This is a genomic window from Methylobacterium guangdongense, assembly GCF_038442355.1.
Classification (GTDB): Bacteria; Pseudomonadota; Alphaproteobacteria; order Rhizobiales; family Beijerinckiaceae; genus Methylobacterium; species Methylobacterium guangdongense.
In genome coordinates, this window is sequence record NZ_JBBXMX010000026.1 from 21,477 (window position 1) to 38,364 (window position 16,888).

Below are 16,888 nucleotides of genomic sequence, written 5' to 3' on the forward strand. Positions count from 1 at the left end.
TGATCCTCAAAGGCCTGTAGCTGAAAGGTATTGCTCGATTTGCCGTCGTGTTACGGCCAAGGTGTCCGCATGATCCCCGTCGGCGCGATACCATTCCACCGATTTGGCGATTGTATTTTCAAAATCCCAGCGGGGCTTCCAATTCAGTAGCGCACGCGATTTGGAAGAGTCGAGCTTTAGATAATTAGCTTCGTGAACCTGTGGGCCTTTCTCGTGTTCCCACCGACCGGAACCCCAATGACGGTATGTCGCTTCTACGACGTCGCGAACGTTGCGATCGCTGCCGGCGTCAGGCCCGAAATTCCAAGACTCCGCGTACGCGTCGCCGTCTTCTTTGAGTAGATGCTCTGCCAGGGTTACATACCCGGATAATGGCTCAAGGACATGCTGCCACGGTCGAGTCGCGTTCGGGTTGCGGATTTTGGTGCTCTCATTGCGGAGGAGGGAACTCACGAGGTCGGGAAAGAGGCGATCTGTGGAATAATCGCCGCCCCCGATCACGTTTCCGGCTCGGGCCGTGGCAACACGCTTTCCGACCCCACTCAGAAAAGAATCCCGATACGATGCAGTAACAAGTTCGGTACATCCCTTGCTGCTGCTATAAGGGTCACGGCCGCCCATCGCCTCCGACTCGCGATAGCCCCATAACCATTCCCGGTTCTCATAGCACTTGTCGCTGGTAACGACCACCACAGCTCGAACGCTGTCGACTCGACGACATGCCTCAAGCAAATTGACCGTTCCCATCACGTTCGTGGCATATGTCTCGACAGGGTCCTTATATGAAGGACGCACGAGAGGTTGTGCCGCCAAGTGAAAGACGACTTCCGCACCGCTTTGGGCGAGCGACGCTGTCAATCGAGCAAGGTCTCGAACGTCGGCAATATCTGAACAGGTTAGTAATTGCTCGACGCCAGCAGATTGATAAATAGAGCGCGTATCGGCTTCCAGGGCATAACCATAGATCTGACTGCCCCAATCAGATAGTAGAATAGACAGCCAGGATCCCTTGAAGCCGGTATGGCCAGTCAAAAAAACTTTGCGACCATTCCAGAAATTCGTACGGCTCGCCATCACCAAACCTTCCAAGGCGCCTTGCCGCCCTCCCACAGCTTCTCCAATGTATTCTTATCGCGCAACGTATCCATCGGCTGCCAGAAACCGTCATGGAGGAAGGCGTGAAGCTGTTTATCGGCGGCTAGTCGGCGAAGCGGCTCCTGCTCCCATATCGTCGCATCGCCTTCGATATAGTCGAACACGCCCGGGGATAGGACGAAGAATCCACCATTGATCCACGAGCCATCGCCAACTGGCTTCTCTTCGAAATGATCGACGAGCGTGTCCTCAAGCGTCAAGGCGCCAAATCGCGCGGGCGGACGCACACCCGCGAGCGTAGCAAGGCAACCATGCTGACGGTGAAATTCTATCGAGGCTCGGATATCTAGATCCGAAACGCCGTCACCATACGTCATGCAGAACGCGTCTTCGCCCTCAAGATATGGCTTGACGCGCTTGAGACGTCCCCCGGTCATGCTGTCCGGCCCAGTGTCAACCAAGGTCACTCGCCAGGGTTCGGCGGTATTATGATGGACGGTCATATCATTGTTAGCCAAGTCGAACGTAACGTCGGATGTGTGCAAAAAATAATTTGCAAAGTATTCTTTTATTACATAGCCTTTATAGCCCAGACATATCACGAAGTCGCTAATGCCGTGGGCTCCGTAGATTTTCATGATATGCCAAAGGATCGGACGTTCATCGATCAGCACCATGGGTTTCGGACGGGATCCGGTCTCCTCCCCGAGCCTGGAGCCGAGACCGCCCGCTAAGATTACCGCCTTCATTGTCTTCCTTCGCGGCCCAATTGCCCCGCTATCGACGTGGTGGAGATAGGGGGGCGACCCGATAGCGGACGTCTGGATGCCGCAAATCGATGATTGACGCAACCTGCAGCGTGACTCAGCGCCCCCGCTGGCAGGTTTTGGCGACTTCCCTGACTTAAAGAGCTCTGGTGTAAGCTTTTTTCCGACGCGCATCCTTATTTCTTGCATGTCTCGATGTGCCGCTGTCGCAGCTTCCGGCGGTGCTGCAGTTTGAGCGCGGTCACAAAGCTTTCGATGCCCTGGTTGCTTCGAACCTGCGTGAGCGCTTTTTATCAATGGGTTTGCGGAAGACGTCCGCGGGCTTGACGCTGGCTGCGCTGGCGAAGTCCGTCGTCCTGACGTCGAGGAGACCGACGCACCGGTGATGCAAGTGACCCATTGACTGAGACAGTCGGGGGCCCCTCATTTTGAGCTCGACTAAGAATCGACGGTCCGATGCCACTCGCGCACGGCGAAGTCCCTATGAGCCGTATGCCTTTTGGTGACGCGATGGCGCAGGCCTTCGACGTCGCACCGTTCCCGACGGCGCTCCGCTGTCAGGGCGCCTTCGAGGCGGTCCAAATGTTGGGTGCGGTCATGTCCCTCTGCTGTCACCGGGGCGGATAGCACTCACGAGGTGCGCTGGCTCCGCCAGTAGGCTCATCCACAGAGAGGGATGGATTCTATCTCGCTCACTTCTGGGTCGACGCGAGGAGCAGGCGGCATCGGCGCGCGCTGATAACGACAAGGGCTGAGCCCTCCTTCAACTCGCCATCAGCCCTCGCTGCCGGCGTTCCGGCCTGTTATCCTTAGATCGCCTGAACCAAAGACGATCGCGCCAATGCCCAGGTTGTACAATTGATCCTTGCGACCCTGAACGTAACGTTTGCCAAATCGTCCTTGGTGGAGATTGATGTAAATTCATCTGGTCAGAAAAGAAACAAGTTCGATGGAGATCAGATAGATACCTGCCGAGGAAGCATTGTCGGTTGCCTCAAGTTACTGTTGCTCATACCCTGCAAGTTTTGACTTAAGTGCTTCGTTCTCGGTGAGTAAGCTTTGCGCGTGATGGGTCCTGGTCTCGAGCTCCTTTAAAGCGAACAGGAGATGCTCGCGCATATCATATGCGCTCAACGTCTGGCCAACGACGGGAGGGGACTGGGGTTCCAGCGTTCGTGATCCATTTTCGAGAAGTGAATCTTCGAACGGATTCAAGGATGAGTCATTGATAGATTGACGAAATATTTCTCGCAGTTTTTCCGGTATGCATGTGCCGGAAGCGAATTGCCCGAAACCATATGACGGCGCGACATATGTATGTGCTCCGAGCCGCGTCAGGTTTTCAGCGTACCATGCAACAAGTGCGTTCAAGCCCGCATCATTCTGAGGTCGAATTTTCGACCCATAAGCGGAAAGTTCAGTCGGTTGTTTGAGATCGAACCCGCTGAAATGGCAAAATATGAGCGGCTTGTCATTGACGAGAAATTTTCCATCTGCGACTGTTACCACCCGTCGGCTCATATTCCAGTACGCGTAGTTTGCGCCCGGATCTCGGATAATTGCATATCTCGACGTAAAAGAAGGGATCAGATCTATAAATTTCTGATCCGCAAACGCGCCTTGCTCAATCATCGTGACGCAATTGAACTCCAGCATTTTGGCCCACCATGTGACGAGCGGCCTGGATGTTGTCGATCTATGAATTCCAATAAAACCGAGATTAAATGTCCCGTGTTGTAATATAGAAATTTCATTGGGTTGATCGCGCTGTGTTGGTGGCTCGAGGAAATGCGGTGTCATCACAAAATCAATTTCGGCCTCGAGAAGCCTAAAATATTGATCCAACGATTCGAATAAAGCGATATCGCTATCAAGATATATTACGTTTTCGTATCCCTTCTCGAACAGATGGTTAAAATAATATGGTTTGACGGCGGTGCATAAGTTAAATGGATTGTATCGAAACAGGAAGTGGGTCTGATTGGGGAGTCCAATATCTTCAACAGGCAAGATTGTGCAGTTGTCAGGATATGGACAATCGGATTGGCGATCAACCAGGCCAAGTATGATATCGCAATTGTGATCGTGCTTCTGCAGCGTTTCGAAAAGCAGCTGCACCCAGGGCAGTTTCTGGTTGGTCGAAATCGTAAAAACCGCCCGTCTGAGTTTGTTCATTCCGAGCTGTCCCTTCGAGTCGCAGGTGGGGCTGTCCGTAAAATCGTCAGCTTGGTTGGCATCTAATCGACGATTTGTCTAGCGTTATTAGCACTACTGCCGCACACTTTGGATAATGTGGTTGGTTATCGAATATCCTTATGCTTCTTTCATAAGCGTGAGTCTTACGAAGTCAGAAACTTGCGGATGGTGGGAGGATCCGGATCTGTGGTTCAGACCGTGTCCAGCGAGTCCTTTGCATCCAGCGCGGCGAGCTCCCGCCAGCGCCGGTCTACCTCTCGACTCTGTGCACGGACGCAGCCCCCCAAGCAACGCCCCGCAACGATCAAGGCGTGGGATCTGCGAGCGGACTGACGAGCAGATCAAGGATGATATCGGCCTCGATCACGCCAAGGGCCGTTCATGGATGAGGCGGCATGGGCATGCGCTAATGACAGTGGTGGTCTACCCCGTCCTGCAATACCAGCGCTTTGGAGCGGCCGGGCGGAAGGTGGACTCGTTTGCCCACTGCAGCAGCTCTCAAGGCCAAAGATTCGGCAAGCTGTTTTTGGCATCGGATAGAGACCGATGCCAAACGGTTCTCGTTGCTGACGCTGCCGCGGGTCTTCCAATCTGTCATGTCCCCGCCTTACGCGGTACCGAACCAATGTGGCACCGGTCAGATCCTCACCTCCCGGAACTGTTCAGGTGAGTCAGCTTCTGGTTGGCGCGGCTTCGAACGGCGCTACTGAGAGGCTAGGCTCTCGCCTTGACGCGAATGCCGCTGCGGTCGTAGCAGCCGGGCATATGTTGGGACGGGACGAGAAATGACGGGCAAGCGCGCGCTGATCACGGGGGTGACGGGCCAGGACGGGGCGTATCTGGCGCAGCTCCTGCTGCAGAAGGGCTACGCGGTCACCGGCATCGTGCGCCGCTCCAGCCATGCCGGCGTGTTCGACCACCGCCTGAAGTGGCTCGGCATCCTCGACGACGTCGAACTCGTCGACGGCAATCTGCTCGACCAGTCCGCCCTGCTGCGGATCGTCCAGGCCGCCAAGCCGGACGAGATCTACAACCTCGCCGCGCAATCCTTCGTCACCTCGTCCTGGCAGCAGCCGCTGCTGACCGGGCAGGTCACGGGCCTCGGCGCGGCGCACATGCTCGAATGCCTGCGCTCGGTCGCCCCGCAAGCGCGCTACTACCAGGCCTCCACGTCGGAGATGTTCGGGCTGATCCAGGAGGCCCAGCAGAGCGAGACGACGCCGTTCTACCCGCGCTCGCCCTACGGCGTGGCCAAGCTCTACGCCCACTGGATGACGATCAACTACCGCGAGAGCTTCGGGCTGCACGCCTCGAACGGCATCCTGTTCAACCACGAGAGCCCGCTGCGCGGCGTCGAGTTCGTGACCCGCAAGGTCACGGACGCGGTGGCGCGGATCAAGCTGGGCAAGCAGAAGGAATTGCGGCTCGGCAACATCGACGCCAAGCGCGACTGGGGGCACGCGCGGGACTACGTCGAGGCGATGTGGCTGATGCTACAGCAGGATCGGCCGGACGACTACGTGATCGCCACGGGCCGGACCACGACCGTGCGGGACATGTGCGCGATCGCGTTCAAGCATGTCGGCCTGAACATCGACGACCACCTCGTGATCGACCCGGCGCTGTTCCGGCCGGCGGAGGTCGAGGTGCTGCTCGGCAACCCGGCCAAGGCCAAGGCGACCTTCGGCTGGGAGGCGCAGACCAGCCTGGAGGCGCTGATCACCGAGATGGTCGACGCGGATATAGCGCGAATGAACACCCTTATATAGCAACCTGGATTTCTTCTACTCTGGTAAGTCAGGGGAATTCTCTTGCGGATCTTGATCACTGGTGCAGGTGGAGTTGTGGGCGCTGCTCTCACGAACCTGCTACAATCTAAAGGTTATGATGTTAGGGCGCTCAATTCGCGGCGCGATTGCAATTTGGAAAACTTCGAGGATACGCTGAGAGAATTTGTTCTCTATGCACCGACGCATGTCTATCATCTTGCCGGAGCGGTCTATGGCCTCGGCGGAAATTTGAAATTCCCAGCCGATATATTCCGCAGAAATTTGCTCATCAACACAAATGTCGTTGAAGCCTCAAGATTGCTTCACGTTCAGAAAATTGTCGCCATGGGTACGATAGCTATGTACCCCGCGAAGGCGCCGATGCCCTTTTCGGAGGATGACGTTCTGAATGGTCCTGTCCATGAGTCAGAGCGTTTCTACGCGGCCGCGAAGCGTGCGATGCTGGAAATGCTTGAAAGTTACAGGGCGCAATATGGAACCAATTACGCCTTCGCACTGAGTACAAATCTCTATGGGCCGTCAGACCGCTTTGACGAATTCTATGGTCACGTCGTGCCGTCTTTGATAAGAAAATTTCATCGCGCGTCGAGCAATAAAAGTATTGTAGAAATATGGGGAGATGGAAGCGCGGAGCGAGATTTTCTGTATTCTGAAGATGCCGCGGTCGCCTTGCTGGCGTTGATGGAGAAAGGCTTGGGTATCTTCAACTTGGCTACCGGGGTGAGTACAAAGATCAAAGATTTGGTGGGCCATTTGCACAATTTGTTCCCCGAAGCGGAATATCAGTGGGATGTCAGTAAGCCGCTCGGTCAGCTTGAGAGAAGCTACGACGTAACGCGCATCCAACAACTCGGATTTAAGCCTCATTTCACTCTTACAGAAGGATTGCAGCGGACGGTTGATTGGTACTCGAAAAACTTGAAACATTTGCGGAATTATTAGGTTCGGCGGCACCAGTCGGCGACGATGCCATGCCGGGTGGTTCCAGGCGCTCACGAGATCGTTTGCGGCTTTGGAACAATGCCGTTGGACAGGGTGTCGGGATGCTATCTGAGCCGTTCACAAACGCCGAAGACCGACGCTCAAATCGCGGTGGGATGCGAAAAGGCTGCAGCGGCCTCCCTGGCCAAATCTGTTTCTTGGCTGGCAAGCGTCCGACTGCCTTATCATAAATTTTGAGATCTGCCTGATGGGTTCCGCGTGCCGATTCGTTGCGTTACATAATAACATGTCTATCCCACTTGCGGCTATCTTCAGGAATAAGCGTCTTGCGCCTTTCCATTCTGAAATTTGCGATGAACTTGCTCGGCAAGCTCGCTCTGACGAAGAGAGTTGAGTTTCTCGTAGGGGCTGGGCTATTTGACCCTGAATGGTATCTTTCGCAATATAAAGACGTTCGCGGCGATAAAGTCGATGCATTGCGGCATTATCTACGTTACGGCCGGTTCGAAGGGCGCGCCCCGACATCGACGGTCTGGGACCTCAACGAGCTGGCTCGACAGACCTTCGACGCAACATGGTATTCATCCCGGCACGGCGAAACTCCGGAGGCTTCTGAGAACCCGATCAGACATTACACAAAGGTGGGCTTCTCTGCCGGCCACGCACCCACACGTAAAATATGGGCCCTGGAGACATTCGCCCGGCTACGTTTCGACGAATCTTGGTACATGCATCGATATCCCGACGTCATCGCCGAGGGAAAGGATCCGTTCGCACACTTCGTCGAATTTGGACACGCAGAAGGTCGTCATCCATCCCGAACGTCCGCTGAAATGGCCGTTTTTTCAGGATTTGGGCGGAAGAGTTTCAATCGAAAATTATACTTGTCACTCAACCCTGATGTTATGCAGGCAGGCTATGATCCGGTCCAGCATTACGTCGAGTACGGATACTTTGAGAACCGACCGACACGTCCGGTTTGCGCTGAGCGTGATCCCGTGCCGGATGTCCGAAGAGGCCCGTTATATTGGTACTATGTTGGCGATACGATAGAATGGTTGAGTCGTCACTCGCATCTGACGGGTGTTGGCCGCGTGACAACCGAAATTCTCCTATCCGGGATGTTCGAGCTCGAGAGACCTTTCGTTCCTTGCATCAAGGATCATACGGGCGCGAATCTGACGCGTCTTATGGATAGGGAGGCCATTTCCAAAATAGCTTACGCTGCGGGCTACGACCTCGATGACGTTGCTGAATTGGATGGCGCTCTTAAGCGTGACAAATCGCGTGCGCTCCGACCCGCGGCAGGCGATCATGTCGTGTTCGCAGGCGTCGTTTGGACGGCGTCCGACGCTCTTCTGCTGGCCAGTCTCAAAGAACGGGCTGTGACGACCAGCGTTCTCGTACATGATCTCATCCCTATTACGAACCCTGATCTCGTAAGCGCTGCACATGCGCGGTCATTTGCACACTGGCTGTCGGTCGTCGTGGACACCGCGAGCCTTATTTTTGTGTCGAATGAGGTCGTCGGGCGAGAAATTTCGAAGTGGGTGTTACAGGAGGGTTTGTCACCCAGGTTTTCGATCAAAAAAATTCCATTTGGCACTCGAATTCTGAAAATAAATCGAGCGTTATCAGAAAATATTCCGAGCGCATTGAAGCGCGAATTTGTGTTGTCGGTCGGCACTATCGATCGAAGAAAAAATCAAAGGCTTCTTTGTGAGGCGTGGCTCGCGTTATGGGAGAGAAACCCTGAGTCCGATCTGCCGCAGTTGGTTTTGGTGGGGCGAGACGACGAAGGCATCGCCGCTGAGCCGCGCCTTTTTGATCTGATCGACCGTCATATCATAATATTCATCTCTTCTGCGACTGATGCCGACGTAGCGGAACTGTATCGTTCCTGTCTATTCACCGTGTTTCCGTCTACCCAGGAGGGCTATGGACTTCCCGTTGCGGAAAGCATGGCGTACGGCAAACTGTGTCTCTCGGCCGATTTGGCGGTTATCAAAACGCACGCCGGCGATCTCGCATGGTACTTCGACCCACGATCTCAGCATAGCCTGATCGGCCAGCTGGAGAAGGCCCTGTTCCGACCGGCGGAGAGACGAGCCGCAGAAGAGCGGATCCGATCCGCGTTCAAGCTCATGTCTTGGGGGGCCTCCGCGCGCGCGATCGTAGAGGCTGCGGATACGCTGACAGGTCGTGCGCCTGGTTGTCCTGCCGGGGACGCCAAGGGGATCTCTATCCCCCGCCAGTCGGAGACGCCTCAGGTATCCTTCCTCCTTGTGAACCGAAATTCAGCTGCGGATGTCATCCGGCAGATTCGCTGGATCGTTATGAATGCCGACGATGTGTCGTACGACATTATGGTGGCCGATAATGGGAGTGATCCGGGCGACCTAGACGCTTTGTCTTTCGTTAAGCCTTTGGTCACTATCGTCAAGATCGGATGCGATCGCTTCGCCGGTGAAGCGTATAATATCTTGGCCGAACTCTCATGCGGTCGCCAGATATGCATGCTCTTCGATCTCGATGCCGTCTCGTCCGACGGCCTGCTGGCCGCTCTGCAGGTTTTGCAGGATGGGGGTGCGAAGGCAGGCGTCTCCGTGTCGACCACGTCCGCCCGGTTCATGGGGGCGAACGACGGCAAGGCAGAGGCGGCGTATCGGTTGAGGACGCTGGATCTCGGGACGTTTACCCCCTCATTGGCAAAGGGCCCCCGGCGCGACGGCAGATTCTTTGACGCGCTGTTTTTGGACAGAGCTGTCTTTCTTCATTTCCTCGGCTTTGATTTGGCTTTCGAGCCGGGCCCTTATGAAGACGCCGATCTGGTTGTCAGACTGCTATCGCATTCGGTCCCAGTGCTTGCGGTTCAAAGCACGGGCCCGATCGATGCGTCCGTGGGCGAAGGGGCAAGCATTTCGAGGGACAAAAGCTACATCGACGATCTTAACAGCAGGAAATTTCTCGATCGCTGGTCGGACACCCTCAATCAAAGAGGGGATGAGTCAAAGTGGCGGTCCGAACACGAGCCGTCTTCGGCGGGCCGCGGGCGGGCCGCCGAACCGGACTGGCCGGTCGCGATCCTGCATACGCCCTACCCGCTCACGCCGGGGGGGGGCGAGCGGTACCTCCTGTCGATCGCTGCGCTGCTTGCACTGAGCCACAAGGTCGTTCTGGCGCTGCCGCACCGGTATAGCCGGTTACGATTGCTGAGGCTCGCCGCAGAGCTTTCCTTGAATCTCGACGCTGTCGAGATCCGACTCCTGTCCGAACTCGATTGCACAGAGCCGCCGTCTTTGTTCATCAGCATGGATAATTTCATCGTCCCGAGACAGGATCCGCTCGGACGGAGAAATTTCTACATCTGTCAGTTTCCGTTCCCGATGCACGGCGCCGTCGACGCGGCGAGACGGGCCCGCCTTGCAGGTTATCAGAAATATATCGCTTACTCGAATTATGCGAAGAGGCACATCGAGGCAAAGCTGGACAGCATTCAGGCCCCTGATATTCCCGTTTGTCTGATCGCACCTCCGGTGACGCAAATCGGTCCGTCCGCGAAACGTTTGCATACGATCATGACGGTCGGACGGTTTTTCGTCGGTGGGCATGCGAAGCGCCACGATCTGCTCATCCAAGCCTTCAAGCTTTTGAGAGAGTGCTGTGCCGAGCCCATCGAGTTTCACGTCGTCGGATCGACCATCCCGGAAAAGCGACAGATGGATTATGTCGAGGGGCTTGTGGCGATGAGTGAGGGGCTCCCGATTCATTTCCACTTGAATGCCAAGCCGGAGTTGATGACGGCGCTGTATGCCTCAACGGAGATTTACTGGCACGGTGCTGGCCTCGAGGCTGATCTGGCCAACGAACCCTGGGCGGCTGAGCATTTCGGAATGAGTGTCGTGGAGGCTATGTCGGCCGGCGCGGTCCCGTTTGCCCTGGCGTCGGGCGGTCCGCGGGAGATCATCGCGCACGGCGTCAATGGGTTTCTGTACGATTCCCTGGAGACCCTGGTGCAAGGCACGCGAGATTTCCTGTCGTGCAGTCCGGCGGATCGGCAAGCCTTATCGCAGGCCGCGATCCGGAGGGCGAAAGACTTCTCGCCCGAGGTTTTCGCGCGCAAGATTGAGGCTTTGTGGGCGGATTGAGATCGGGTGATGCGGCAGCGGGATCGTCGGACGAGCTGCTCCGGGGATGATGGCGGGCCGCCAGGGACCGCTCCGCCCACGTCCCCGGTGCCGAGGCCGGTCCCGAAGGCCCCTTATGCTGCAGGTGGTCGAGTCTGATAGATGGTGACGGTTCGCCGTGAAGGACCGGGCATAGGCGCGCCGAAGCGCGGGATCGGCACGGATCGGCCGGCGCGCGTAAAGCTGGCGGAACCGTTTGCGGAATGTCTCACCCTTGCTGTACGACCTCGGCCGATGCGCTGTCCGAGGCCCTGGTGGTGTCCCTCTTGCGGCTGAAGTCCTCGCTCAAAGTTCCGCTATGGTCCGCCACAACGCGCTCCGTCGCATGCTGCGCAATGTCCTGGGGCGCGGCCGTAGGTCCAGGGCCGAGCGGATGCTCGCCCGATCCGGCTTGTTCGACGCGGCATGGTATCGGGCAACGCAGGTCTCCGATCTTCCGCTGGACCAGGCCGCGCGGCATTACCTGCAGCAGGGCGCTGCGCTGGGTTTGAGCCCCAGCCCACTATTCGATGGGCCCTGGTACCTCGCCAACAATCCCGATGTTGCCGCGGCGGGCCAAAACCCGCTGCTGCACTACCTCGACAGCGGACGCGCCGAGGGGCGATCGATTTCCCGTTACGTCGACCCGAAGGCGGTGGCGCAGCTTAACGCCTCGGATCTGTTCGACGCGCAGTGGTACCGAGCGACCCAAGCTTCTGACGTGGCACCGGACCAAGCCGCCCGGCACTATCTACAGGATGGCGCTGCGCTCGGGTTCAGCCCCAGTCCCCTGTTCGACGGACCATGGTACCTCGAAGCCCATTCCGACGTCGCCAGAGCGGGCTTGAACCCGCTGCTGCACTATCTGGACAGTGGATGCGCGGAAAGACGGCGGACCCTCCCCGTCGCCGATCCAGAGGTGGTGGCGCGGATCGCTGCCTCGGATCTGTTCGACGCGGCGTGGTACCGGGAAACCCAGGCGCCCGATGTTCCGCTGGACCAAGCTGCGCGCCATTACCTGCAGGAGGGTGCCGCGCGCGGCCTGAGCCCCGGTCCGCTGTTCGACGGACCGTGGTACCTCGCCCACAACGCCGATGTCGCCGCGGCAGGCCGAAATCCCTTGCTGCATTACCTGAACGACGGGCGCGCCGAAGGCCGGCCGATCTGTCCGTATACCGACCCGGCGGCGCTGGCGCCGATCGAAGGCTCCGCGCTGTTCGACGCGGACTGGTACCGGACGACCTACGTCCCCGATCTGCCGCCGAACCAAGCGGCGCGACATTATCTTCGCGAGGGCGCCGGGCGCGGGATGAGCCCCGGCCCCCTGTTCGATGGAAATTGGTATCTCGGCAACAATGCCGACGTGGCCGAGGCCGGCCTGAATCCGCTGCTGCATTACCTGAAGAGCGGGCGCGCGGAGGGGCGACCCATCCGCCTCGCCTGCGCCCGCGATCCCCAGGCACGGGAGATCGAGACGCGCCCCATCGTCCTGCGCGCCAGCACGCCCGCGCGCATCGTCGTGGCGGTCCACGCCTTCTACGTCGACGTGTTCGAGGACCTCCTGCCCCATCTCGTGCGGGCGATCCCGTCCTTCGACCTGCTGGTCTCGACCGACGGGCCCGCGAAGCAGCGGGCGCTGGAGGCGGCGGCCGATCGCGCCGGGCTCGCCGGACGCTGCCGGGTCGTGCTGGCCGAGAACCGCGGCCGCAACTTCGGCCCGCTCGTCACCGTCCTCGCACCCGACATCCTGCGCTACGATCTCGTGCTCCACGTCCACACCAAGAAGTCGCTGTTCAGCGGCGCGGAGCAGACGCGCTGGCGCGACGAGATCTATCGCGTGCTGTTCGCGAATGCCGCCTGTGCCGCCATCGCCCGCACGTTGTTGGAGGAGGATCGCACGATCGGCCTCGTCTACCCCGAAACCAGCAAGCACATCGTCTACTGGGCGCACACGTGGCTCGCCAATATCGGCACCGGCTACGGTCTGCTCGCGCGCCTCGGCCTGCCCTACGACGGGTTCGACGCGTACATCGACTATCCGGTCGGCGGCATGTTCTGGGCGCGGGTCGAGGCCCTGCGCCCGCTGCTGACCGCCGGATTGACCCCCCAGGACTTTCCCGAGGAGCACGGCCAGACCGACGGCACCCTCGCCCATGCGATCGAGCGGGTGATTCCGATCGTGTGCCGGTCGCAGGGCTACAGCGCAGTCAGCTTCGACTACGATCGGGGGTTCGCTCGCTTCGACAGCAGCAGCCGCAACTGGCCCCAGTACAGCGCCCGCACGCAGGATCAGGCCCTGCTTGCGCTGCAGGATGCCGATCTGGTCTCGTTCGACCTGTTCGACACCCTCGTCAGCCGCCCGGCCCGGCGCCCGGACGCGGTGCTCAAGCTCGTCGAGCACCGCATCGCCACTGAGGAAGGCCGCCCGATCCCGCTCTTCACGGAGCGCCGGGCCGCCGAGAACCGGGCTCGGGCTCACAAGCACCATCAGGGCGACGTCAACCTGTCGGAGATCTACACGGAACTCGCCGCGTCCGGCACGATCCCCGGCGATGTCGTGGCGCGGGCGCATACACTGGAGAAGCGGATCGACCTCGGCGCCCTGCTTCCGCGCCCGGAGGTGATTGCCGTCCTCAGGGCGGCGCACGACCACGGCAAGCGCATCGTCCTGATGACCGACACCTACTACGAGGAGGCCGACATCCGCGGCATCCTCCGGGCGATCGGAATCGCCGACCTGTTCGCGGCGCTCTACGTGTCGAACGCGGTCGGCGCCCGCAAGGACCGGGGCGACCTGTGGCGCCACGTCGAGGAGGCCGAGGCGGTGCCGCGCGCCCGCTGGCTGCATGTCGGCGACAACGAGCATTCGGACATTCAGGCGGCCTGCGACCGGCGGATCCCCTACCTGCACGTCGCGCACCCGGCCAAGATCCTGGCGCAGGGCGGGTTCGTGCGGGACGAGGGCGGTCTCGCGGAGACCTGGGCGTCCGATCTGGTCATCGGCCACGCCATGCTGACGCTCGGCCGGAACCCGTTCCTCGGCCGGGCCGGCCCGCCCTACCTGACGCTCGGCTCGGCCCGCGCGGTCGGCTCCGTGGTGTTCGGGCCGCTCATGCTGCTGTTTATGTCCTGGCTGATCCGGCACGAGGCCCTGGGTCGGGTCGAGCGGCTGTTCTTCCTCGCGCGCGAGGGCGATTTTTTGGTCAAGGTCTACCGATTGATCCGGGAGCGCTACGGCCTGCGGCACATGCCGGAGGGCCGGTACTTCCACGTCTCCCGGCAGGTGGCGATCGGCGCGGCCCTCGGCACGGGATTCCGTCCGGATCTGGTGATCGGGGCCGGCCGCTACGTGGGCAGCATCCAGTCCCTGCTCTTGAATCGGGCGAGCTTCACGGCCCCGGCGCATCTCGGACTGGACAGCCACAACGTGCGGCTCCCCGCCGATGCCCCCGTCGTCGAGCGCGTCATGACCGACCTCGAGCCGGAGATCATGGCCCACGGGGCGGACCTGAACGCGCGGTTCCGCGCCTATGCCCGGCAGGAGGGGCTCGATGCCGGGAGCCTCCATGCGGTGGTCGATGTCGGCTACTCGGCCACGATCCAGAAGATGATGCAGCTGGCCCTCGGCCAGCCCCTGACCGGCTTCTACATGACGACGTTCGACACGGCGCAGGGCGTCGCGCAGGATGGCGGCGCGGCCTTCAGCTGCTTCAGCGCGGGCTCGGAGAATCCCGAGACGTCGACGCTCCCGGTCCTGGCCTACGGCCTCGCCGTCGAGGCGTTCCTGACCGCCCCGCACGGGCAGGTCGTGGGCTACGAGAATGCGGGCGAGCGGATCGCGCCGTTGTTCAAGACGGACCCCCGGACCCCGGCCGAGCACGCTGTCCTCGCCGAGCTGCATGCCGGCGCCGAACAGTACGTCACCGACACGCTCGATCTCTACGGGCCGGAGCTGCTCCAGGCCGACATTCCGACGCAGGGGCCGCAGGAATTTCTGCGCCTATTGATGCAGGGACTGATCGCTACTCCGTCCGAACCGATGCGGACCCTCGGTGTCGAGGACGATTTCTGCGGTCTGCCCGTCCACAGGGTGTACGCGCCACCGGAGAGTCCGACCTCCGGCTGAGGTGCCGTCAGCGGACCCGGATCAGCGCGTTGCCGTGACCGCCGCCAGGGCCCGCCGCATCGTCGCCGGCGCAACCCTATAGTTCGCGTGCATCGGGTGGACGCCCTCCGCCTGCAGCGTGGTCCCGCGCACGAACAGCAGATGCGCCCCGCTGGACTCGACGAAGCTGGTGAAGCCGCGGAAGTAGAATTCCGGGCTTTCATGGGCGAGGGCCACGACCCGGGCGCCCGGCCGGCAGAAGATGCAGTTGATCAGGGCGGAGCTGGCCGATCCGACGATGATGTCGGCCGCGTGGTACATCTGCACCTGCTCGGCGAAGGTCAGCAACTCGGGCTGGACGACCTCGAATCCGTGGGGCCGCAGCGTCTCGATGATCTCGGCCTCGTTGACGAGCTGGCGCTGCGTGAAGCCCCGCCGGGACAGGAGGATGCGCCGCCCGGTCCGCCGGAGGTCGACCCCGTCCGCGGCGAGCCGCTGGAGGATCCTCTCCCGCACGGCGGCGAGGATGTCCTGGGGCCAGATCGCGTCGTAGATCGGAAGCCCTGGCCGGGTATCGAACGGGAAGAAGGCCGGTACGGGCGCGAGACCCAGCTCTCGGAACCGCGTCGCGACCGGGGGCAGCGTCACGATCGGCCGGTCGCGGGTGTCCATCAGGGCGATGATCTGGCGGTGCGTCTCCGGCATCCCGTCATCGACGCAGAGCGGCCATCCCGAGGGGCAGGCGGGATCGTTGAAGCACAGCATGCGGGGGACGAATTCGAGCAGCCAATGGCCGTATTGCCGGCTCTGGAATCCGAACAGCATCAGGCCGGCGTCGATGTCGTTGATCGCGGCGGGCGCCTCGACAAGGGCGCGTCCGGTGCCCCAGACGGCCGTCATGATCTGACCCGGATTGACCCCGTCCTTGATGTCGGCAACCCCGCTCAGCGGATGGGCCGCGAGGTCGTAGATCAGGCTCTCCCCGCGGAGCACGACGTTGCTGCGGGGGAAGGTCAGGCAGTCCTGGAAGAACGCCACGTATTGCGGCGGCGCGTCGAGGGTCCCCGGCTGGGAGGTCAGCGGGACCGGGCCGTCGAGGAATTTGATGGCGGGGTCGGCGATCCTGCGGCCGGGCCGCATCTCGTGATAGCGCCCGTGCCCCTCCGCGGCTTCCTGCCGGGCGGAGACGAGACGATGGATGCCGACGGGGCCGAGGCCGACGATCGACCGGGTGCTCTCGTGCAGCGCCACGGCCTCCTCGTGCCGCCCGGCCTCCGCCAGGGCGTTCATCTGCAGGATGCGCAGGTTGCGGATCTTTTGGCTGAGGCTGTCCCCGTCCACCGTCGCGAGGCCGGCATCGCCGCCGTTGAGATCGTGGGCGAGGCGGTAGCACTGGACGGCGGGTTCCGCCCGGCCGCGGCACTCGTGCTCCCAGCCGAGCTGCACCAGCCTCCGGGCAGTCTCCTGATGGGCAGCCGCGTCCGCGTCCCGCCTCCGGAGTTCCGCGACGAAGGCCGACGCGTCGTCCCAGCGCCCTTGGTCGATGAAGCCGCGCAGCCGCGCCGCGATGGCGATCCGCTGCCAGCGCTGCGGGTCGTGCGGCTCGAGCGCGGCGGCAAGTTCGTAGGCGCGCGCTGCAGCCCCGTATTGCGCGCCGCCCTCGAGCCGGAAGCCGAGGGCCTCCAGATGCCGCAGGGTCGCGGCCGCGCGTGATCCCGACGGAGGCTCGGCAGTGAGCAGGGCGGCCAACGTCTCCAGCTGGCTTGGAGCGTTGCCGCTGTCGATCGACCGGACGAGGTCGAGGAAAGTCGCCGTCGGCCGCATGTC

General features: G+C 60.6%; 8 protein-coding genes. 4 read left to right on the top strand and 4 right to left on the bottom strand.

Annotated elements, in window-relative coordinates; translation table 11 throughout:
* Positions 1 to 6: 6 nt before the first annotated feature.
* From rfbG to AAHG09_RS28000, 3 genes are all read right to left on the bottom strand, one after another.
* A complete protein-coding gene (rfbG, locus tag AAHG09_RS27990) occupies positions 7 to 1,074 on the bottom strand; it encodes a CDP-glucose 4,6-dehydratase (RefSeq protein ID WP_342110961.1) in 1,068 nt (355 codons plus the stop codon).
* A complete protein-coding gene (gene rfbF, locus AAHG09_RS27995) occupies positions 1,074 to 1,844 on the bottom strand; it encodes a glucose-1-phosphate cytidylyltransferase (protein WP_342110963.1) in 771 nt (256 codons plus the stop codon). Before rfbF ends, rfbG begins: the two co-directional genes overlap by 1 nt.
* Positions 1,845 to 2,861: 1,017 nt before the next feature.
* A complete protein-coding gene (locus AAHG09_RS28000; protein ID WP_342110965.1) occupies positions 2,862 to 4,037 on the bottom strand; it encodes a putative nucleotide-diphospho-sugar transferase in 1,176 nt (391 codons plus the stop codon).
* An 806-nt stretch (positions 4,038 to 4,843) separates the two neighbouring features.
* Between AAHG09_RS28000 and gmd the strand changes: the two genes are divergently transcribed.
* The 4 genes from gmd to AAHG09_RS28020 all read left to right on the top strand — a co-directional run bounded on the left by gmd (position 4,844) and on the right by AAHG09_RS28020 (position 15,082).
* Positions 4,844 to 5,827, top strand: coding sequence for a GDP-mannose 4,6-dehydratase (gmd, locus tag AAHG09_RS28005; protein WP_342110967.1), 984 nt, complete (start codon positions 4,844 to 4,846; stop codon positions 5,825 to 5,827).
* A 42-nt stretch (positions 5,828 to 5,869) separates the two neighbouring features.
* Positions 5,870 to 6,790, top strand: coding sequence for an NAD-dependent epimerase/dehydratase family protein (locus AAHG09_RS28010; RefSeq protein ID WP_342110969.1), 921 nt, complete (start codon positions 5,870 to 5,872; stop codon positions 6,788 to 6,790).
* A gap of 326 nt (positions 6,791 to 7,116) precedes the next feature.
* Positions 7,117 to 10,938, top strand: a complete 3,822-nt coding sequence (locus tag AAHG09_RS28015) for a glycosyltransferase (RefSeq protein WP_342110971.1) — start codon at positions 7,117 to 7,119, stop codon at positions 10,936 to 10,938.
* 364 nt (positions 10,939 to 11,302) lie between these two features.
* Complete coding sequence (locus AAHG09_RS28020; protein ID WP_342110973.1) at positions 11,303 to 15,082, top strand: rhamnan synthesis F family protein; 3,780 nt, start codon at positions 11,303 to 11,305, stop codon at positions 15,080 to 15,082.
* A 21-nt stretch (positions 15,083 to 15,103) separates the two neighbouring features.
* Here AAHG09_RS28020 and AAHG09_RS28025 read toward each other — a convergent pair whose 3' ends face one another.
* Positions 15,104 to 16,885, bottom strand: a complete 1,782-nt coding sequence (locus AAHG09_RS28025; RefSeq protein ID WP_342110975.1) for a glycosyltransferase family 61 protein — start codon at positions 16,883 to 16,885, stop codon at positions 15,104 to 15,106.
* Between the last annotated feature and the right edge of the window lie 3 nt (positions 16,886 to 16,888).